The sequence below is a fragment of the Desulfohalobium retbaense DSM 5692 genome (assembly GCF_000024325.1).
Classification (GTDB): Bacteria; Desulfobacterota; Desulfovibrionia; order Desulfovibrionales; family Desulfohalobiaceae; genus Desulfohalobium; species Desulfohalobium retbaense.
On the sequence record NC_013223.1, the window covers coordinates 2374380 to 2395304 of the forward strand.

At 56.5% G+C, this 20925-nt stretch carries 21 protein-coding genes; 3 read left to right on the top strand and 18 right to left on the bottom strand.

All coding sequences use genetic code 11. From position 1 onward, the window contains the following. Positions 1 to 90: 90 nt before the first annotated feature. From rpmE to DRET_RS10445, 6 genes are all read right to left on the bottom strand, one after another. Positions 91 to 315, bottom strand: coding sequence for a 50S ribosomal protein L31 (rpmE, locus tag DRET_RS10420; protein ID WP_015752509.1), 225 nt, complete (start codon positions 313 to 315; stop codon positions 91 to 93). 178 nt (positions 316 to 493) lie between these two features. Beyond that, positions 494 to 1147 carry a redox-sensing transcriptional repressor Rex gene (locus DRET_RS10425; protein ID WP_015752510.1) on the bottom strand — a complete coding sequence of 218 codons (654 nt, stop codon included), beginning with the start codon at positions 1145 to 1147 and terminating at the stop codon, positions 494 to 496. A 79-nt stretch (positions 1148 to 1226) separates the two neighbouring features. Further along, positions 1227 to 1547: an ATP synthase F0 subunit C gene (gene atpE, locus DRET_RS10430; RefSeq protein WP_015752511.1), complete on the bottom strand. Its 321-nt coding sequence runs from the start codon at positions 1545 to 1547 to the stop codon at positions 1227 to 1229. Between the two features lie 52 nt (positions 1548 to 1599). After that, complete coding sequence (gene atpB, locus DRET_RS10435) at positions 1600 to 2280, bottom strand: F0F1 ATP synthase subunit A (protein WP_015752512.1); 681 nt, start codon at positions 2278 to 2280, stop codon at positions 1600 to 1602. Between the two features lie 15 nt (positions 2281 to 2295). After that, positions 2296 to 2715, bottom strand: a complete 420-nt coding sequence (locus DRET_RS10440) for an ATP synthase subunit I (protein WP_015752513.1) — start codon at positions 2713 to 2715, stop codon at positions 2296 to 2298. Beyond that, the gene (locus DRET_RS10445) at positions 2687 to 2992 is read right to left on the bottom strand and encodes an AtpZ/AtpI family protein (RefSeq protein ID WP_015752514.1); all 306 of its coding nucleotides are present in this window, start codon (positions 2990 to 2992) and stop codon (positions 2687 to 2689) included. Before DRET_RS10445 ends, DRET_RS10440 begins: the two co-directional genes overlap by 29 nt. Before the next feature lie 270 nt (positions 2993 to 3262). Here DRET_RS10445 and DRET_RS10450 point away from each other — a divergent pair, with 270 nt between their 5' ends. The 3 genes from DRET_RS10450 to DRET_RS10465 all read left to right on the top strand — a co-directional run bounded on the left by DRET_RS10450 (position 3263) and on the right by DRET_RS10465 (position 6953). Continuing rightward, positions 3263 to 4039: a tetratricopeptide repeat protein gene (locus DRET_RS10450; RefSeq protein ID WP_015752515.1), complete on the top strand. Its 777-nt coding sequence runs from the start codon at positions 3263 to 3265 to the stop codon at positions 4037 to 4039. Positions 4040 to 4112: 73 nt separating this feature from the next. Next, positions 4113 to 4616 (top strand): LysM peptidoglycan-binding domain-containing protein, encoded by a 504-nt coding sequence (locus DRET_RS10455; protein ID WP_015752516.1) that lies wholly within the window; start codon positions 4113 to 4115, stop codon positions 4614 to 4616. Positions 4617 to 5090: 474 nt separating this feature from the next. Beyond that, the gene (locus DRET_RS10465) at positions 5091 to 6953 is read left to right on the top strand and encodes a triose-phosphate isomerase (protein ID WP_015752517.1); all 1863 of its coding nucleotides are present in this window, start codon (positions 5091 to 5093) and stop codon (positions 6951 to 6953) included. Positions 6954 to 7129: 176 nt separating this feature from the next. Here the strand turns inward: DRET_RS10465 and DRET_RS10470 are convergent, their stop codons facing one another. From DRET_RS10470 to thiM, 12 genes are all read right to left on the bottom strand, one after another. Continuing rightward, entirely contained in the window at positions 7130 to 7957 is an 828-nt protein-coding gene (locus tag DRET_RS10470; protein WP_015752518.1) for a HesA/MoeB/ThiF family protein, read from the bottom strand. A 74-nt stretch (positions 7958 to 8031) separates the two neighbouring features. Then, positions 8032 to 9549 (bottom strand): glycerol kinase GlpK, encoded by a 1518-nt coding sequence (gene glpK / locus DRET_RS10475; RefSeq protein WP_015752519.1) that lies wholly within the window; start codon positions 9547 to 9549, stop codon positions 8032 to 8034. 113 nt (positions 9550 to 9662) lie between these two features. Beyond that, entirely contained in the window at positions 9663 to 11372 is a 1710-nt protein-coding gene (locus DRET_RS10480; RefSeq protein WP_015752520.1) for an ABC transporter substrate-binding protein, read from the bottom strand. Between the two features lie 227 nt (positions 11373 to 11599). Next, positions 11600 to 11899 (bottom strand): DUF2160 domain-containing protein, encoded by a 300-nt coding sequence (locus DRET_RS10485; protein ID WP_015752521.1) that lies wholly within the window; start codon positions 11897 to 11899, stop codon positions 11600 to 11602. Positions 11900 to 11902: 3 nt separating this feature from the next. Further along, a complete protein-coding gene (locus DRET_RS10490) occupies positions 11903 to 12700 on the bottom strand; it encodes a carbohydrate ABC transporter permease (RefSeq protein WP_015752522.1) in 798 nt (265 codons plus the stop codon). After that, positions 12697 to 13554: a carbohydrate ABC transporter permease gene (locus tag DRET_RS10495; protein ID WP_148214055.1), complete on the bottom strand. Its 858-nt coding sequence runs from the start codon at positions 13552 to 13554 to the stop codon at positions 12697 to 12699. The genes DRET_RS10490 and DRET_RS10495 overlap by 4 nt, the downstream gene beginning before the upstream one ends. Before the next feature lie 138 nt (positions 13555 to 13692). After that, complete coding sequence (locus DRET_RS10500) at positions 13693 to 14790, bottom strand: ABC transporter ATP-binding protein (protein ID WP_015752524.1); 1098 nt, start codon at positions 14788 to 14790, stop codon at positions 13693 to 13695. 5 nt (positions 14791 to 14795) lie between these two features. After that, a complete protein-coding gene (locus DRET_RS10505; RefSeq protein WP_015752525.1) occupies positions 14796 to 15926 on the bottom strand; it encodes an ABC transporter ATP-binding protein in 1131 nt (376 codons plus the stop codon). Positions 15927 to 16274: 348 nt separating this feature from the next. Next, on the bottom strand, positions 16275 to 17549 hold the full coding sequence (gene glpB, locus DRET_RS10510; RefSeq protein ID WP_015752526.1) for a glycerol-3-phosphate dehydrogenase subunit GlpB: 1275 nt from the start codon (positions 17547 to 17549) through the stop codon (positions 16275 to 16277). Continuing rightward, on the bottom strand, positions 17546 to 19084 hold the full coding sequence (glpA, locus tag DRET_RS10515; RefSeq protein WP_015752527.1) for an anaerobic glycerol-3-phosphate dehydrogenase subunit GlpA: 1539 nt from the start codon (positions 19082 to 19084) through the stop codon (positions 17546 to 17548). The genes glpB and glpA overlap by 4 nt, the downstream gene beginning before the upstream one ends. Positions 19085 to 19184: 100 nt before the next feature. Beyond that, positions 19185 to 19844 (bottom strand): thiamine phosphate synthase, encoded by a 660-nt coding sequence (gene thiE, locus DRET_RS10520; RefSeq protein ID WP_015752528.1) that lies wholly within the window; start codon positions 19842 to 19844, stop codon positions 19185 to 19187. After that, complete coding sequence (gene thiM, locus DRET_RS10525) at positions 19841 to 20647, bottom strand: hydroxyethylthiazole kinase (RefSeq protein ID WP_015752529.1); 807 nt, start codon at positions 20645 to 20647, stop codon at positions 19841 to 19843. The genes thiE and thiM overlap by 4 nt, the downstream gene beginning before the upstream one ends. Positions 20648 to 20925: the final 278 nt, after the last annotated feature.

Genomic DNA, 20925 nt, shown 5'->3' on the forward strand with positions numbered 1-20925 from the left:
CGGTCCCTATCCTCGTCACCCCACTTGAGACACACGGCAGGCTCAGTGGGATTTGAAAAAAAAGACCCCGCCCGAGACGGGGTCTTGTTGTTATTTTTGCTTCTTGGCATTTTCGAACTGGGCGTATTTCTTGCGAAAACGGTCGATTCGACCCGCCGTATCCACAAACCGCTGCTTTCCGGTATAAAAGGGATGGCAATGGGAGCAAATTTCCACCTGGATTTCTTCGCCCCATGTGGACTGGGCCTCGACCTCAAAGCCGCACGAGCAGGTGATCTTAGCCTGATGCACCTTGGGATGGATGCCGTCTTTCATCGTGTCCTCCGTATCAAGACAAACATGATTTACTAGGGATGGGCGCGCGCTGCCCCAAAATACGCGACATGGAAATATTACAATTTAGCCACTGTTCGCCTTTTTGGCAAGCACTTCGTAACCACCCGGAATAGCGGCTAAGTATAAAAAAAAGAAAGGGAGAAGAGACGGGAAGAGGCTACCGGTTGCGCGATTGCTGGTAGCTTATATTAAAGGCAACGGAAAAGAGGTGGTGGACAAAGTCCACATATTCGACAGCCACGCTCGAGGGAACAGAAAGTCGAGCCGGGGCGAAATTGACAATGCCCTTCACCCCTGCTTCGGTCAAATAGTTGGCTGCCCGTTGAGCGCGCTCCGCTGGTGTGGTGATGATGCCGATTTCAATTCCCAACTCCTGCACTTTCTCGCTCAGACGTCGGGAACAGATAACTTCCAGGCCAGCAACAACCTCACCGATCTTGAACGGGTCACAATCAAAGGCACCGACGATGATAAAGCCACGCTTGCGGAACACGCTGTAGCGCAAAAGCGAACGTCCCAAATTGCCCACCCCTACCAGAGCGACATTCCAGGTCCGGTCAATACCCAAAGACTGGCGGATAGCGGTCAGCAGATCCTGGACATAATACCCCACCCCTCGGACGCCGAATTCGCCGAAGTACGCAAGATCTTTTCGGATCTGAGAAGGATTCACCCCGCAGGCTTTGGCCAGCCCCTCCGAAGAAACCACGTTTTGCTTTTCCTGAAGAAAATTCTCCAAGACCTGAACGTAGACGGCAAGCCGCTGGATGGTGGCCCGAGGGATATGTTCGCTTTTAATCGATTTGCCCATTTGCTCTAAATTTCACAATCACGTGGATGGGAAAGGGGGCTGCGGGACAGCCCCCTTAACAATTCTGCTACACCGCGACCTACAGGAAGGGGTTGGCGAAGAGCAGGATCAAGTTCACGACCAGGGCGTAAATCGCCAAGGACTCGATCATGGCCAAGCCGACCAGCATGGTCACAGTGATCTTCCCGCTAGCTTCGGGGTTGCGGGCGGTTCCTTCACAAGCGGCCTTCAGGCCAAGGCCCTGGGCAACACCGCAACCGGCGGCGGCGATAGCCATACCAATGGCGGTGGCCATGGAAGTCATGGAAATAACTTCCGGAGTAGCTTCTGCTGCGAAAGCAGCGCCGGCGATGGCAACCAAAGCAACCGTGTTCAGAGCGGTCAGGAGAAATTTACGCATTTTTCTTCGTCCTCCTTACATATGATTATTGTGGCCAAAAGCCATTTCCCCATTAGTGGGCTTCTTCAAAAGCACCTTTCAGATAAACCATACTCAGCATGAAGAAGATAAAAGCCTGGATACTTTTAACCAGGATAAAGAGAAAATAAATGGGCAGCGTGGAAATCACAGGCAACAAGAAGAACAGAAGCAACAGAACGAGTTCTTCACCCTTGATATTCCCAAAAAGCCGGACTGCCAGTGACAAGGGGCGAGACAAGTGACTGATGATTTCAATGATAAACATCAGCGGAGCAAGCGCCAGAACTGGCCCCATAAAATGCTTGATGTACCCAACCCCATGAAGCTTAAAGCCCCAATAGTTGTAATAAAAGAAGACGAAAACCGCCATCGCAGCGTTGTTGTTGATATTCGCCGTCGAGGCGTCCGTCCCTGGAATAAGGCCCATCAAATTACAAACCAGAATGTAGATGAACAGCGTCGCCAGGACGGGAAAGACTTTTCTCCCTGGCTCCCCCATATTTTCGACGACAAAATCTTCGAGCCCGCCGATGAGGGTCTCAAAAAAGTTTTGCACCCTCCCCGGAACGAGAGAGAGATTGCGTGTCGCCAGCCACCCCATTCCAATCAACACGGCCATGGCGATCCAGGAGTAGACAATGTGGTGCGGAATGTGGATGCCCACCGCCTCAAAGGCATCTACAATCACCACCGGATGCATGTTTGCAGCCATCTCGCTTACGCCTCCTTATCTTACGCGTCCTACCATTTTTCCAGCACCCCAGAGAAGTATATTGACCACGGCTGTGGACAAGCCGGCCAAAAGGGCCGGTATTGAAGCTTGAGCAAAAACAATGAGCACGAAAAGGATCCCCGCCAGGGCCCCGAGACGGATATAAAAACCGCTTAACAGCGCTGTCACCGCCCCTTTTTGCATGCGCACCAGCTCAGCGATAAACCGGGCCAAAAAGTAGAAATTGGCCGTGATGAGCCCAGCGCCGATGGCAAAATCTATTGCCCAACGTTCCCCTTGGGCTACCAGGAGGAGAACCACGCTCATCAAGCCGGCCACATAGAGCTGATTACGCACCAACTCCCGTACTTCCGGCTCGGCAAATCCCCGCCGAAACAGCCACCCCTCAATGCGACGATTGATCTTTGTTGTCATCGCGGGGCGTGCCCTGCTTTTGAATTTTCCGGAATTCCCAGAGCATGTTCTTGAATCCCGCAGCTATCCCAAAGAGCAAAAAAATCAGTGTCATCCACGGCTTGATTCCCAGCCACTTATCCAGATAAATCCCGATGACCAGCCCGACGACTGTACCGCTGACCAGATGGATGCCCATCATGCTCGCCCGGCCGAGATTGTTTATATAGTCTTTGTCATCTATCTTGAATATTTTCTTAAAGACCATGAGTCCAACCGGGTAAAGCCCTTCGTGCATTCATTCACAAGACGTGAGCCGTGCTAGCACACCTCTTTTGACAAAGTCAACGACCATCCCATTATAAATTCACATTTATCCCGGCAATACGCTGAATTCAGGAGCTTCTCGCATGCATTGACGGGTATCGCTTGCCGGGCGCTTGAGAACTTTCGCGCAAGCAGCCACCGTGTAGCTTGGAAAGTCTTCGTTGACAAGCCTCTCGCTCGCGGGCACTTCTTGACAAGTGCCACGAATGGGGCTCGAAACCGAGTCCAATAAGGAGAGAGCATGTCCAAAGCCTGGATCCGGAGCAAGCGAGAAGAATTTGTTCGTGATGTCTTTCGGGATTTTTGCCAGATCCACTTTTATTTTGATCAAGAATTCCAAAACTACGAACAGACCGGGGCCGTCGATTTTGTCTTCATGCGCGACCTGCTGGGCGAAGAGACGAATAAAGGTCTGCTCTGGCGGCTCAAGGACACCGCCCATCTTCTTTTTCGCAACTACCCGTCACCGATAACCATTTGCCAATTTCTGGACTGGGCGATTGGATATATCTTCCACGAATCCATCAAGCTCAAGGAAGATGCCTACCAGCAGCAAAATTACGGACCCTGGTTTCAACAGATCCAGCAATGCCGGGAGGTCTCCTCCGAAGAACTCGCTTTAAGCCAGGAATTGCTGGCCATTGTTGATCAGACCCGGGAAAGCATCTCCCGTGAAGTTTCCCGGATTCGGTTCATTCTTGTCCGCTGTCGCCGCATGTTTCGGTTGTTTCTTGTGTTGCACAGGGACAACAAGCTCTTGGCGCGCTTGTTGTATGACCGCAAAGATTTGATCCACTCCATATATAGCCAGGAAGAACTCGCGGCCCTCTTGGACAGCCTTTACCCACAAGCACCTGAAAAAATGTATATTTTGGCTTCCCAAAGCCTTCGACAGGGCGGCTGGTTCGAAAATGCCGCTCGCGCTCTGGACAAGGCCCTGCAGATCAATCCGGAGAATTCAGCCGCCTTGCAAGAGAAACAATTTGTTGCTAAACAACAAGGGCAGTTACGGTTCTAGCATTTAACCTCCGTCCGGCGCCCAAAAGTGCCGAATGGACTGGTTCACACCATCGAGGAAGGAGAGGCGAAAAATGAAAAGATCTATCTGGGCCATTTTGCTTGTACTTGTTATTTTCAGTGTCGGATGTGCCTCAAAAAAAGTCACCTCTACCCCGAGCCAACCTGAACCGGAAAAAGAGGTGCAGCAACCTCAAGAGCCGGAACCCAAGCAGGAAGTGACAATCAGCGAACCGGAACCGCCTGCGCCCACCCCCATGGAATTGTACGCGGACAAATACGCCTCGTTGCCGACCCAGCACAAGGTCGAAAAAGGGGAATGTCTGTGGTGGATTGCCGAATACAAGCAAATCTACAACGATCCCTTTATGTGGCCCCTTATCTATAAAGCCAACCGGGATCAGATCCAGGATCCTGACCTGATCTATCCCAACCAGGTCTTTTCGATCCCCCGTGATTTCTCCAAGAACCAACTCACTGAAAGCCGCCGCCAAGCCGGGGCCCCTAAACCATATCTGCCCCCGCGCGACGCCAATGTACCGGCAGACATGCGCAGCGAACTCGGCTGGGGCTTCTAGAAGTCGTACCAGACGCGCCTGAACAAGACCCCGGTCGACATCGCGTCAACCGGGGTCTTTTCCTTTGCTCGGCCCGGGAACATTCTGGCGGGGAACGACACGTACAGCCCTTTCACTTCATACTGCTCCATGCGCTTTCTGCCAGCCGCGCAGGTCCCCGAAGAGCTTCACTGACCACAATTCTCGTGCGTTTTTCTGGGCCGGGGCAGAGGCCATAAATACCCAAACGCCCAGCAACCACTGTGAAGAGCTGGCGCCCTGATTGATGAGAGTTGAAATACCCCTTGCCTCGAAACGGAATCCGGCCCTTCCCCCCACAAGCACTGGTACGCTGCCTTTCCTTGTCCGTTCTCGCAGAGCGTGGCAATTCCCGAGCAGAGGCAAACGGGCATTTCATTCCTCTTGCTCTTCGGACCAGGACCGGCACCTCAATCGATTCCCCGTGAACTTGATTCGATAAGGAGATCGGACACAATGACTTCGAAATTTCTCCACCTCAAACGCCCTACCCCGGCTTTGGAAATGAAGAACAGATCTGAGCCCGAACTCTTTCGGGATCTCTATCCGTATAAACGGGTCAGCCGGACAAGCTTTGACGACACCTTTGTCATGCACCGGCCAGCCGAACCCATGTTTATCACCGATACCACCTTTCGGGACGGGCAGCAGGCTCGCCCGCCCTACTCCGTGGCCCAGATCAGCCGGATTTACGACATGCTCCATAAACTCGGCGGGTACAGCGGTCTGATCAGGCAATGCGAATTTTTTCTCTACTCCCAAAAAGACCGCCGGGCTGTAGAGACCTGTCTGGCCAAATCCTATACCTTTCCGGAGATCACCGCCTGGATCAGGGCCAACACGGATGACCTCAAACTGGTCCGGTCCATGGGGATCAAGGAGACCGGTATGCTCACATCGGTCTCCGATTACCACATCTATCTCAAACTCGGCAAAGACCGCGCCCAGGCCATGCAGGATTACCTTGAGGTCATTGAAAAAGCCTTGGAGATGGGCATCACTCCTCGCTGCCACTTTGAAGACATCACTCGCGCGGACATCTACGGCTTTTGCCTCCCCTTTGCCCGCAAGCTGATGGACCTCTCCAAGCAAAGCGGCCTCCCGGTCAAGATCCGCCTCTGCGACACCATGGGCTACGGCGTGCCTTATCCTGGTGCCGCCCTGCCCCGCAGCGTAGCCAAAATCGTCAGGGCCTTTACCGATGAGGCTGAGGTACCTGGGCAATGGCTGGAATGGCACGGGCACAATGATTTCCATAAGGGATTGATTAACGCGGTCACCGCCTGGCTCTATGGATGTTCCGGCGCCAATGGAACCCTTCTTGGGTTTGGAGAGCGGACAGGCAATGCCCCTGTCGAGGCTTTGGTCCTGGAATACATTTCTCTGACCGGCGACGACGATGTGGCCTACACCCCGAGTATCGCTGAAATCGCCGACTACTTCGAAAAAGAACTCGATTACGCCATCCCACCCAACTACCCCTTTGTCGGGCGGGACTTCAACGCCACCAGCGCCGGAATCCATGTCGACGGATTGGCCAAAAACGAAGAGATCTACAATATTTTCGACACCCGCCACATCCTCGGCCGCAGCGTGCCGATCATTATCACCGACAAGACCGGGCGGGCCGGGGTCGCGTATTGGATCAACCACAACCTGGAATTGCCCAAAGAAAAACAGGTCAGCAAAAGCCATCCGGCCGTTGGCAAAATCCATAAGAAGATCATGGAAGCCTACGAACAAGGCCGGACGACCTCGTTTTCTCACGAAGAAATGCACGGTCTGGTCAAACGGTATCTCCCCGAACTTGAATCTTCGGAATTCGATCACCTCAAAGAAATGGCCCAGAATCTGGCCACGAAGATCTTTTATCGCTTGGCAATGGACTCGAATATCCGGAGCCTGGGCTCGCGATCCGTGGCAGCCCGCATGAACTCCTTTTTGGAGCACTACCCCTTCTTCCAGTACATCTATCTGACCGACACCCAGGGCAATCTCATCACTTGGCAGGTCAGCCATCCGGAAGACAAGACCCTGTACCGCAACAAACTCGTTGACCAGAATTTCTCGGATCGGGAATGGTTCCAGCAACCGATGAACACCGGGGAAATGCACATTACTGATTTCTACCGTTCCATGTTTTCCGGGAAGCTGTGCCTGACGATTTCCGCTCCGGTCCTGGACAAAAACGACGACATCACGGCCATCCTCGGCGGCGATATCCGTTTCGAAGAGTTGATCAAACTCCACGAAGCCATCGACAATGAGGAACGGCTCAAAGCCGAGCCCAATGGGGAGAACGACCCCGCGCAGAAATAACGATAGCCCCCCGAAAGGACAGATTGTTCGTTTGCACTCCGGGCAAGGCCAGACCAAACGGGCCGGCATGATGCACATGCCGGCCCGTTTGGTCTGGTTCCATTTCGTGCCCAGGAAAAAAAAGGGAACAGGGCTACGGCTGCTGCTTGCCGGGCCCATTGTCAAAGCGAGCCGCTTCAGCCGATTTCCATGCGTTCCCAGCTGAAATCGTTGAGATCCAGCGCTCCCATGAACCCTTGGAGCGCCGCCCCGTGCCCGGTAAGGATATTGACCGCCTCGGCGCTTTGCATTCCAGCCAACACAGCCACCCCATGGGGCAAACACCCCATATCCTCTTCAGCCCCTTGCTCATCCGTCCATAACGCCCGCAGCCCCGCATCGCCCGGAGCGATTGTAGCCACAACCCCGGTTGCCCCGGCCACAGCGGCACTGACCACAGTCAGGCCGAGTTCGGCCGCAGCCCGGTGCAAGGCCAGGCGCACACGTGTCCCGCCCAGGGCATCGATCACCAGGTCGCTCCCCTCAAGCCACTGCAAAAACCCGTCCTGGTCGAGCGTGGCCAATGTAGCTGAAAAGGCGACAGCCGGGTTGATCTCTTCGACCCGCAGCGCAGCTGCCTCGGCTTTGGCTTGTCCCAGAGTCGATTGTCCAGAAAGGAGTTGGCGGTTCAAGTTGCTGGACTCAAAAATATCGCCATCCACTCCACGGATTGAGCCAACCCCGCAGCGGGCCAGCAATTCCAGGACATAGCCGCCCAGCCCGCCAAGGCCTGCCAGGGCAACAGTGCTGCGATGGAGCAGGAGCTGTTCCGCTACCTGGAGAGCCGCCCAATTGCGGCGGTACCGCTGCGGCAAGATATCCAGTTCCAGGGCCGCGCCCTCAACATCGTGAAGGCTGACCCCAGTGCGAGCGGCTATTTCTGAACCGCTTTGCTCGGGAAGGATGCGCAGCACTGCCGTTTCCGAGACAGCTGCGGCACGGATCTCTTTGTCCAACTGCTCCATAGCACGGCCCTCAAGAATGTTTCTCCAACCGGCCGCTGTACCGTGGTTTCCTGTTGCGTGGCCGGCAAAGAGAGTTAATCGTCGTCAATCCAGTTCAAGGTCCTCTCGACCGCCTTCCCCCATCCGGCATAGAGCTTGGCCCGGTGGCCGGCTTCCATGGCGGGCTCCCACCGCTTGTCCTCCACCCAATTGTTGCGCAATTCCTCACGGCCGGACCAGAACCCGGAAGCAATGCCTGCGGCATAGGCAGCGCCGAGACAGGTCGTCTCAGCGACCTGCGGACGGATCACCGGCACATCGAGGATGTCGGACTGGAACTGCATCAGCAACTCGTTCTGGACCATGCCGCCGTCCACCTTCAACCGTTTGAGGGTCACGCCGGAATCCTTGTCCATGGCTTCGACAATGTCCTTGGTCTGATAGGCTGTGGCCTCCAGAACGGCCCGGGCCAAATGGTGCTTATTGGCGTAGCGTGTCAGCCCTGTAATGACACCGCGGGCGTCTGGACGCCAATAGGGGGCAAACAGTCCGGAAAAGGCAGGCACGACATAAACGCCCCCCGTGTCTTCGACCTGGGTGGCCAATTCCTCGATCTGAGAAGCGTCCTGGATCATCCCCAGATTGTCGCGCACCCACTGCACAAGAGCCCCGGCGATGGCGATCGAGCCTTCCAGACAGTACGACGGTTGCCGGCCGCTGAACTGATAGGCCAAGGTTGTGATCAGGCCGTGCCTGGAAGGAATCGGTTCATGTCCGGTGTGCAGCAGGAGAAAACAGCCGGTGCCGTAGGTGTTCTTGGCCTCCCCGGGCTCGAAACAGGTCTGCCCGACCAGGGCGGCCTGTTGGTCCCCAACCGCTCCGCACACCGGGACCCGGGCACCGAGGGGACCGCTCTCCGAGGTCGGTCCCCAGGAGCGATCATCGCTGGAGGGGACAATCCGCGGCAGGCCTTGTCTGGGGATGCCCAGCACCTTCAAGATGGAATCGTCCCACTGCAGGGTCTGCAGATCCATGAGCATGGTCCGGCTGGCGTTGGTCACATCCGTGACATGGGCCCCGCCTTTCGGGCCGCCGGTCAGCCACCAGATAATCCAGGTCTCCATGGTCCCGAACAGAGCGTCCCCCGCCTCGGCAGCTCGTCTGGCCTCAGGGACCTGGTCCAGAATCCATTTGATCTTCGGGCCGGAAAAATAAGTCGCCACCGGCAGTCCGGTGGTTTCGCGAAACCGGTCTTGCCCCCCCTCTCGGATCAATTCCTTGCAGATGTCGTAGGTCCTGGCGCATTGCCAGACCACGGCGTTGAAAAACGGCTTGCCGGTATTGCGGTCCCAGACCACCGTGGTCTCTCGCTGGTTGGTGATCCCAATGGCCGCCAGTTCCTTTCCGGATATCCCTGCCTTGGTCAAAGCTCCGCGGATAACCTCCTGGGTGTTGTCCCAGATTTCCATGGGGTCGTGTTCCACCCAGCCGGGTTGGGGAAAAATCTGCTGGTGTTCCTTTTGATCCTGGCCGACGATACGCCCGGCTTTGTCAAAAATGATGAATCGACTGCTGGTCGTTCCTTGGTCCACGGCACCGATATATTGCGGCATACCTCTCTTCCTTCCTGCTCCGGGTCTCAAACCAGGCGACCCCGGTCCCGGATACCCGGAACCGGGGTCGCTTGTGTCTGCGCTTCGCAAGCGAACGCGTCAGATCTCTCTGCCTATTGGTTCTTCCATTTCTTCAGCATTTCGTCATAGGGCATGGTTTCCGGCTCTTCTTCGGAGCGGACCGGCTTGGGTGAGCCGGGCTGGGAAAGCCAATATTCCCGGGACTTTTTGGGATTGAGTTTCGGAGAATACTGGTTGAGCCGCATTTTCCCCATCAGGTCGTCCATTTTATAGGCCAAACTGTCCATCGCTTCCTGGGGTGTGGCTTCACCGGTAACGGCCAGGGCGACATTTTTCCACCACTGCTCGGCCAGAAGCGGATAATGGGGCACATTCGGCCCGGAGTCGGTCCACATATGCTCCACCGGGGACTTGTAGAAGGTCACGATTCCGCCGTACGTCCCTTTTTCCTCTTCCTTGGCCAGGTAATCGGAAAAAACCGTGGATTTCCGGATGGGGGTGCGACCCACGAGGAATTTCTTCAGACACACCGACTTGGACACGCAGAATTGGGCCCACAGCCAAGCGGCCTTGCGGTACTTTCCTGTCACACTGTCCTTCAGGATCGTCCAACTGCCGGCATCCTGATAGCCAACCTTCATTCCTTCATCCCAGTATTTGCCGTGCGGTGTCGGGGCCACACGCCAGACCGGCTTGCCGGTAGCGTCTGTGACCGGGCTGTCCGGTGAATTGAAGGCCGGGTCGGAGAGCCAGGTGATGTACTGGAAAACCCGCTGCGCCACATTGCCGCGGGCAGGGGTTGGCCCTGCTTCAGACCAGGTCATGGAAGCGGCGTAGGGGGGAGCGTACTTCTTGAGCCATTCGACATACTTGGTCGTCGCGTAGACCGCGGCCGGACTATTGGCCGCACCACCACGCTCAACACTGGCCCCCACAGGGGTTTTGCCGTCGACCCGGATGCCCCATTCATCCACGGGGTACCCGTTGGGCAGCCCTTTATCTCCGACACCGGCAATAGACAGCCAAGCGTCGGTAAACCGCCAGCCCAAAGACGGGGATTTCTTGCCATAATCCATATGGCCATACACGGTCTGTCCATCGATGGTCTTGCCGGTGAAGAACTCGGCAATGTCCTCATAGGCAGCCCAGTTCACGGGCACGCCGAGTTCATAGCCGTATTCATCCTGGAACTCTTTTTTGTACTTCGGGTCGGTGAACCAGTCGTAGCGAAACCAATACAGGTTGGCGAATTGCTGGTCCGGCAATTGGAGTTGGTTGCCGTCATAATCCTGGCCGAATTCCGGGTTCAGGAAATCGTCCAGATCCAGCATGGGGTTAGTGACCTCAGCGCCTTCACCTTTCATGTAGTCGCTGAGGTTCAGGGCACTGTCGAGGCGGAGATGGGTACCGATCAAATCAGCATCGTTGACGTAGATATCGTAAATCTTCCGTTGGGTCTGGATCTGGCGCTGGACCCGGTCGACAACCTCACCTTCGCCAATGATGTCATGGGTGACCTTGATGCCGGTGATTTCATAAAAGGCCTGGGCCAAGACCTTGGCCTCCCATTTATGGGTGGTGATGCCTTCGGCCACGGATTTGATTTCCAGGCCCTGCATCGGCTCGGCCGCCTGTTTGAACCATTCCAATTCCTGGCGTTGCTGCTTTTGGTTCAGCACCGAGGGTTGAAAGACGTCGACCCACTTTCCAATGGTATCCTGGGCCCCTGCGGAGGCGGGGACCAACAAAGCTAGGGCAATGACCAGTTGAACGGCCAAACCCACCCGACGTTTGCATACCATGACCTGCTCCTTGGCTACGAGTTCATTCGCGAAATGCCTTCCAACATTGCCTCAACCGATTCGATCCCTCCTTCGCTCATGGTTGAACTCTTTATCCCCAGAAATCCATCATTGCTTGAGTTCCCCACCACCGTCCCCGGTGCTGGATTGCTGGTCGCGTCGTTTCCGGTGCCTGTCAGCCAAAAAAAACCATCAAATCACTTCGTGCCGCGCTCTGAAGCGGCCTTTCAGCCCCAGATCCCTTCGATCGCAAACCAGACAATGGAAATACCCAACGGGGCCCACAATTGCGTCTGCCCCAAAAAGGCGAGCCAAATCAGAAAAATAGCGATCGTGGAGATGATGCCGATAAAAAACCGGTCCCCACGCGTGGTGGTGATGGGAAGAAACCCCTTCCGGGCCACTGAGGGCGAGAGCACATCCCAGACCGTCATGACCCCGATGGCCGCAAAAAGACCGCCAATTCCCAAAACGCTCGGCAATGTCCAATACATCCACGAGGTGAAATCCTGAAACCAGTGCAGCATGGATCAGACCCTTCCCAAGGCAAAGCCTTTTGCCAGATAGTTGCGGACAAAATAGACCACGATAGCCCCGGGGACCATGGTCAAGACCCCAGCCGCGGCCAGCAGTCCCCAGCGGACACCTTCCGCCCCAATCCCCACCGTCAACGTGACCACCACCGGTTTGGCTTCCGTGACCGTCAGCGCCTTGGCCAAAATGAGCTCAATCCAGGAAAAGGTGAAGCACAAGAAGGCCGCGACACCTATACCTGGGGCAATCAACGGAAAGAAGACCTTGCGAAAAAAACGGCCGAAACTATAACCATCGATAAAAGCCGTCTCATCAATTTCACGCGGAATCCCGGCCATGAACCCTTCCAGGATCCAGATGGCCAGAGGGATGTTGAACAGACAGTGCGCCAGGGCCACCGCCCAATGTGTGTCATAAATATGCATGGTGTAGTAGAGTTCCGTAAACGGAACCATAAATACGGCGGCAGGAGCCATACGATTGGTCAGAAGCCAGAAAAACAGATGATGATCACCTCTGAATTTCCATCTGGAAAAGGCATATGCCCCAGGCACAGCCGCGACAAGGGTGATAAGGACATTCAAGCAGACATAGACAATGGAGTTAAAAAAACTGTTGCGCCAGATTGAGGATGTAAATATCTCGATATAATTTTTCAGTGTCGGATCTTTGGGCCAAAAAGTGAGCTGTTTGAGAATTTCGTTATCTGTCTTCAATGAGGTATTGATCATCCAGTATATGGGGACAGCCAAAATGATGAAGTACGCGAGCAGGCCTAATGTCCGTTTCTTCATTTCTGCTCCCCTTTGCCGATATTGCTCATGAGTTGGAAGAAAATAAAACTGAGAACAATGACGATAAACAGATAAATAATAGATGACGCACCGGCGTAGCCGAGTTCATACGATTCGGCCTTCCGGGCCACGTGCAGGCTCAAAAACGTCGTCGAACTCCCTGGCCCGCCGCCGGTCAAGAGCAGGGGCTCGGCATAGATCTTAAAGGAATCCATAAATCTGAGCAGCACACCTATAATCAATACGGGGCGGAGCTTGGGCAGGGTCACATACCGGAATGTCTGCCAGGTCGAGGCCCCATCGATTTGAGCGGCCTGATAGTAGGCGTCGGGGATGGCCTGCAGGCCAGCGTAACACAACAGCACCACCAGCGGGGTCCAATGCCAGACATCGATCAAGAACACCGTCAGGGATGCATCAATAGGATCCAGGGCCACATTGAAATTGTAACCGACCAGTTCACACAGGGCCGGGATAACACCGATGGAGGCCTGGGTGAACAACCTGGCGATGATCCCGACCACATTGAACGGGATCAGCAGGGGGATGCCTAACAGGACCAGACAGACCGCGACCCACGGGCCCCTCTTGGGCATGGCCAAAGCCACCATGACCCCCAGGGGGACCTCCACCAGCAAAACCAGAGAGCTGAAAACAAGCTGCCGGACCAGGGCGCCTTGAAAGGCCGGGTCCTGCAAGACCTCGGCATAATTCTCAAACCCCACGAAGGTCGGCGCTGAACCGGCAAAAATATAGTGAAGTGAGTAATTGATGACGGTCATCAGCGGAATAAACGCGCTGATGGCCATCAAAACCAGTGCTGGAACCAGAAAGAGCCACGCCCTGTTCTTCATGCCCTGCCCCATACGTCGTCGTGTGTGAAACGAGCCGCTCTCATCGCCGCAACCTTGCGGGACGCCCGGCCCTTTGACAAAGCCTGAACCGATTTCCTTTGACAGCCGCGGCCCTGCCGGGTGTCCGGAAACGAATCGTCATATTATGCGTTTCGCGCCTTGGAAAAGTTTCATTTTATCCTCTCTGAACGTGACACCAACCTCATCGCCCTCCTGACGGCGCACCGCCTCTGAGACACGAGCCTTGATCCGGATATCTCCCTGCCAGAGCGTGAAAATCCGGTACGCCCCCGTATCCTCGATGACTTGAACCTGGCACGGGGCGCCTTGCTGCGCATCCTGATGGACGTGAACGAACTCGGGGCGGATACCAAGACCAAATTGCTCGCCCTGATGATCGCGCACAACATCCCGCCATGCTTGGGGCACCGGAAATGTCAGCTGGTCGCGGCAGACAAAGCGCTCCCCTTCCAGGTGGCATTCAAAGAAATTCATCCCCGGACTGCCGATAAAATAGCCGATGAAGGGATCCTGCGGTTCATCGTGAAGTTCCTGGGGCGTGCCGTTTTGAACCAGAACCCCGTCCCGGATGACGGTCACCTGATCGGCAAACGTCAGCGCCTCATGCTGGTCATGGGTGACATAAATCATCGTCCTGCCGAGTTCTTCCTGAACCTCTTTGAGCTTGCGCCGCAAATACCATTTGAGTTTCGGGTCGATGACCGTCAGCGGCTCGTCGAGCAATATCGCGGCCGTGTCCTCGCGCACGATTCCGCGCCCCAGGGAAATTTTTTGTTTATCCGCGGGATTGAGCTTGGCAGCTGCGGCCTTGAGCAGATCTGTCAGGTCCAGGATCTCGGCCACCTCCCGGACTTTGGCATCAATCTCCTGCCGGGGATATTTGGCGTTGCGCAGGGGAAAGGCGAGGTTGTCGTAGACGCTCATGGCGTCATACACGACCGGAAACTGAAATACCTGGGCGATCTTGCGCTCCCGGGGCTGTTGGGTGGTCACATCCCGGCCGTCGATCAGGACCCGGCCCTGCGACGGGGTCAACAGGCCGGAAATGATATTCAAAAGCGTCGTCTTGCCGCACCCCGAAGGGCCGAGCAACGCATTTGCGGTCCCATTGTCCCAACAGATGTCCAACCCCTGAACGGCAAAGGTCTTGTCCGAATCCGGCCGGTCGCTCGTATCGTAGGTGTGGGAAACGTTTTCGAGGACGATTCTAGCCATATACCTCATGCCTCCTGGGCCGCTGACGTCGCCGTGGTTTCCTGAAATGTCTTGAGCACCAGTTCGTTTGTATGCGGATGAAAAAGAAAGAGGCGGGTACTGTCCAGGTAGAGCGTCACTTTTTGCCCGATCTCGTGGCGGGCGAATTCCTGAAGCAAGACGACCAGGGTTTGGCCGTTGTGGCGCACGTGGAGTTCTGTATCAGACCCCAACTCCTCCGAAAGCTCCACTTCGGCCTGAAATGGAACCATCTCCGCATGTTCCTTGCTCGTGCTGATATTATAGGCCCGGATACCGACCTGGTAGACCTCCTGGTCCAACTGATCGGCAATGCGGGAGACATCCACCCGCAAATCATCTGAGAGGACAAGTGCCGCCCCCTTGGCGTATTTTTCGACCGTCCCCGGCAAAATATTCATCGTCGGATAACTGAAATACCGCCCGACCTCTTTGAATTGCGGATACCGGTAGACGTGTTTGAGGGCCCCGTACTGCCAGAGTTGCCCGTTTTCGATATACCCCACATGGGAGGCCATGGACAGGGCGTCGACAGCTTCAGGCGTGGCATAAACCACCACGCCCCCTTTGCGCCGCAGGATTTCCTTCAATTCCCCGCGTAGCTCCTCTCTGAGCTTGTAGTCCAGATTGGCCAGCGGTTCGTCCAAAAAAATAAACTTGGCGTCCTTGGTCAGAGCGCGGGCGATGGCAGCGCGTTGTTTCTGACCGCCACTGACTTCTTCAGGATAGTGGCCCAGGATCTGACGGATCCCCAACAGATCGGCACTTTCATGGACACGTTTTTCGATCTCCCCTTTCGAGTATTTGCGCCGACTGACACGCAACGGCGAAGCAATATTTTCATACAGGGTCATGGAAGGGTAATTGACAAACTGCTGGTAGACCATGGCTACCGGCCGTTTCTGAACCGCAACATCGGTTACGTCCTGACCGTCATAATAGATCCGTCCTGAATCCGGGCGGTCAATACCACACATGATCCGCAGCAATGTCGTCTTGCCAGCGCCCAGCGGCCCCAGAAAGGTGACGAATTGCCCGTCTTCAATGCTGACACTGACATCCTTCAAGGCGAACGTCCCGCTAAAGGACTTCGATACCGACTCAACCACTATTCCCATGAAGTTCTCCTTCAAACCACCATCGCAAACCGCACACTTGGCCCCTGTTGCTTGTCAAACTCGAATTCGGAAAAATCTTTGCACCAACCGACTCCGGCATTGGGCGCCGGAATGGAAAACCTCCCAGCGCCGCCCAGACGCTTTATCCAGGCTGCAACAATTTCGGAAACGGGTCACGGGAACCGGACTGCTTCCTTGAACAGACTGCTGAAAAGCTCCTCATGACAGCAACGCTGAATATGTTCAAACTTGGACGTACGACCAAATACGAGGCGACCTTGAAATTTTTGGCGCCATCCATTGGAGACATTGAACGACCTGCGTTATAAGGAATTTTTCGTCTGGCAGTTATCCTGTGTGCGCGAAATGTTTGACCGCATGGGCGGCGGTAGTAATAGCCATACCGGCACCGGATTTTGTTCGCATCCAATCCTGATAGGCCAAAAGCGACCCCACTGCGTAGACATGTGTTCCCCAGGGCCTTCCAGCTTCGGACAAGGGGCGACACGCGGCATCGACCGCCACTCCGGAGCGGTTAATGGGGTGCCCTCTGAGATCAAGCATCTCCGAACGGTGCCAGTGGGCGCGAGAAGACGGGGCTATGACTGGCAGATCCAGTAGTGTTTCCCTGATTCGCTTGCGCTCCGCTCGCAACCCACCGCCGACGAACCGACCGGTGGCCAGGACCACTCCCCGTGCCCGCAATGTTTGCGCTCCCTCCTGCCCTTGCACCACGACTTCATACCCGTCTTCGATGGCGGAAACGTTCTGCGCCCTGTGATGGGGAATCATCTGCACGCCGCAGCTCTCTAGCGCGCTGGAAAACGTCTCTTTGAGCCGCAACCCGGGCACAGAAGGCGGCAGAGTCGGGGTTTCAAACACTGGACGTCCGAGCCGCTCACTGAGATCCCGGCACACCGCTGGACTGTCATGCACGCCCAACACAGCCGGAAAACCAACCGCCTCAACTCCTTCGCAAAGGGGCAGCACCGCTGCGGCCAGAGCCTCCCGGACAGCCGGCACCTCTAGAGAATGGGCCAGATGCTGTCCGTACAATTCGCTGCGCTGTAAGGTGCCAGGGAATTCGATCCGCGCCGCTCGCACCGTCGGCCACCTGGAGCAAAGCCGCCCGGCCATGTGATGCGAACTGTATTCCTTGAATCCGCGAAAATCGACCAGAAGGGCCGGTTGCTTGCGCTCCATGGACTGCACACCCGGCCACATGGTCTGTGGGACGCGAAACGTCGTCTTGACTGTCCCCGCCGGAGTCACCACGCGGCAATTACGCCGGGAAAATCCGGCATACGGCAGCCCGGCCTTGCTCAGAAAATCAGTCAGGCTCTCGACAGCTTCCACCGCCTTCTGAAAATCGGATAGGGCATACGGATGGTTGGGGTGGTGTCGCACAAGACGCTGCCACCCTAATTCAGGATTCGGCCACTGCCGGCCTTCCTCCGGAGGAAAAACCCCCAACACGTCCAGCAGACCACTGGCGAAAAGAAGTTCACCATCTGTGGCCCCGACCACTGCCGTGGCCAAGCCCTCACGGGCGGCAAAAACAGCTGCGGCGCAGCCGGCCAGACCGTTGCCGAGAATGAGAAGATCGAAACGGTTGGTACTCATGCCGACTCCCCTTCCAACCCGAGCAACCCGCAATGGATGGCTTCATTGAGTTCGGCCTGCACCTCTTGCGCTCCCCACAATACCGTCTGTTGCCCCTTCCACCGCTCCTGGAGAAAGATGCGCAATTGCCGCAAAACTTCGTCTGGTTCGACACCCTGTTCGTCCGCGAGAAACAGCATGGTCCGGAAACTGCAAAAACCACCCTGGCAGGCCCCCTTGCCCATCCGGCTTCGCAGTCCAATGGATTGAATATCAGGGCGGCGCATGCTCTTGCAGACTTCGCGCACGGCTTCCCGAGGCACCATCTCGCATTCGCACAGGAGGATATCTCCCTCTGTTTTCCGGGCCATCCAGTGTCGCGGGGCTTGGGCCGGCTCCGTCCAGGCCCCGGCCCCGGGTTCGGGATAGGCGACCTCTGCCGTGCGGCACGGCTCCTGGACACCGAGCTTGGCACAAACCAAGTCAGCCGTATGCTCGGCCATGAGACGAAAAGTGGTCAGCTTGCCCCCGGTGATGGTGGTCATGTTGTCCAGGCCGTCCCTCCTGTGGTCGATAAGGGCGAAACCGCGACTGGCCGTCCGGTCCGAGCCGCCTGATCCGGTGTCAAGCAACGGCCGGACGCCGGCATAGGCGCGCATGAAGCGCTCCTGTTCCAAACACGGCACTAGTGCCGCAGCCTCATCCACAACAAGATCGACTTCGGCCACGGTTGGTTCGATCCTCTCCAGGTCCTCAATCCGCACCGAGGTGGTCCCGACGATGGAGACCGTTCCGCCGGGGACAACGATATCCCCGTCACTGGGGGGACGGAGACGGTTCACCACCTCTCTGGTGACACGCCGCTGGGTCACCGCCAGCGTCCCTTTGGAAAAGCGCACGCTGACCCCAAGGCCCGCAAGGGCAGCAACTTTGCCGGACCACGCCCCGGCAGCGTTAACGACCTGTTCGGCCTCTATGAACCAGCTCTGCTTGTCCCGGCGGTCCCAAAGCCGGACTCGCTTGATCGCTTTATCATCGAGGTCGACGCCCACCACCTGTGTCTGGCGAAAAAAAAGCGCACCCAATTGCTTGGCGTGCGCGACATTTTCGAGGCAGAGTTGAAACGGATCGATGGTGGCGTCCGGGACGCTGTAAGCGGCTTGGACATCGGGATGTAAGGCGGGTTCTCGTTCCAGGGCTTCTTTGGGCGTGAGGGAGTGGATTGGGATACCGGCCTGGGCACAGAGATCGGGAAATGTGGCAGCGTATTCCAGTGCATCGCCAGAAACTGCTACAAACAGCCCCCCTGTGTCCTCAATACAATGGGGGGCAAGTTTTTTAAGCAGTCGCCCCTCCTGAAAACATTCCCTGGCGGCCTGCAGATCCGAGCCAACGTAACGCCCCCCACTGTGCAACAATCCGTGATTGCCACCGGAGGCGCCGGCATTCAAGTCGCTTTGTTCGACCAGAACACACGAAACCCCGCGCAGGGCCAAATCCCGAAGGAGACCTGTGCCTGTTGCACCGCCACCAATGATCAGCACCTGGGTCTGCACACGCCTCCCCTTTGCTCAGGACTCGACCGCCACAACGTGCTCCCAGCCAGTATCAGTGTTCAGCCTGTGTCACAAATTCTCAATCTTTGCAACACATACCTCACTTTTCTCCAGACCCGTCTTTCTGGGAGCGGGCATCGACAATCTGACGATAGAGTCCGCGCGCGGCTTCGCGCGGGTCTGCTGCAGCGCACAGGGCCGAAACCACCGCTACACCATCAGCGTTTCCCTGGTGGATAATCGCCGAGGTATTGGCCGCGTTCACGGCTCCGATCGCCACCACCGGCAGGGAGACGAGAGCACGTAGCCGAGCGAATCCAGCAATACCCAATGGGGCACCGGCATCTTCTTTGGTTGGCGTCGAGGCGATCGGCCCCAAACCGATATAGTCCACAGGAAACTGCTTGGCCATGTGCATATGGGCTTCGGTCTGCGCCGAAAGACCGACATACATCCCGGAGCCGACCAGTCGACGCACGTCCCGGGGATCCATGTCCTCCTGACCGACATGAACGCCTTCAGCCCCGACAGCCAGGGCCACATCGACCCGGTCGTTGATGAAAAGCGGCACGCCGCGGTGCTGGAGGCAATCGTGTAGAGCCCGAGCCAGTTCGACAAACTCCCTGGTCTCGGTCTGTTTTTCCCGAAGCTGGACCACACTGACCCCACCGGCCACTGCCTGGAGGACGACCTCGATCAAGTCCCGTCCCTGGCAGCTTCCCCGGTCGGTCACCAAATACAGGCTCAAATCCAGACTCATGCCAATCGCTCCACATCCAGCTGCGCACTGATGTCGATCTCCGAAAGAGAAAACAGGGCATCAAAAAACGAGGCCTGGAACGTGCCCGGTCCGGAAGCCTGACTCCCTGCCATCTCTCCGGCCACGCCCATCAGGCCCATAGCATTCACTGTGGCCGTCAAAGCGCTCGCATTGACCGCACGAAACCCGCCGATCAGCGCTGTGGCGACACACCCGGTTCCAGTGACCTTGCTCATCAACACGTGGCCGTTGCGCACACACCACTGTTCTTTGCCATTGGTGACCACATCCTCTTCACCGGAAACGCAGACAATGCAGGCATGCGCTCTGGCCAGGGCTGCGGCGGCTTCCTTAGCCTCTTCGGGAAGATGGCGGCTGTCGACGCCGCTGCTCTGGATGCTTTCACCGGCCAGGGCCATAATTTCCGAGGCGTTGCCGCGCACGATCTCTGGGCGGGCCTGCTGGATCAGGGCCAATGCCGTGTCTGTCCGCAAACGGGTCGCTCCAGCTCCCACCGGATCCAGCACCACGGGGACCTGACGCTCCATGGCCGAGCGCGCCGCCTCTTGCATCAAGGCAATCTGACGGCTATGCAGGGTACCAATATTCAAGACCAGGGCCTGACTCAGAGCCAACAATTCGTCGATCTCCAGACGGCTTTCGCTCATGATTGGCGATCCCCCCAGGGCTAGCAACGCGTTGGCCGTCGTGTTGGTCACCACGGTATTGGTCAGATTGACGACCAATGGTTGGCGGTCGCGGATTGCACTGACATCCTGCCAGATTCCTTGAGCATATGGCATTTTTCCCCCTTACGGATAGTGATTGCTGAAAGTGATTGGGCCCCATGCCGCCCCCGGAGAGTTCCCCTGCATTGGGCTCCCGGGATTGCGGTCCCGGCCCCTTTGCCAGGGTTGACGCGGCCCGGTCAGGGCCCATAGACACGGAGTCCGGACCACCCATTCCTGGCCGCCTAGAGAAAAAAACGTAGCCAGCAGCCCAAAAGGGTGACAATAAAAAACGCAAGATTGCTGAGTGGTTGAAACGCGCATAGAGCTGCAATTCCTGACGCGTTGCCGCC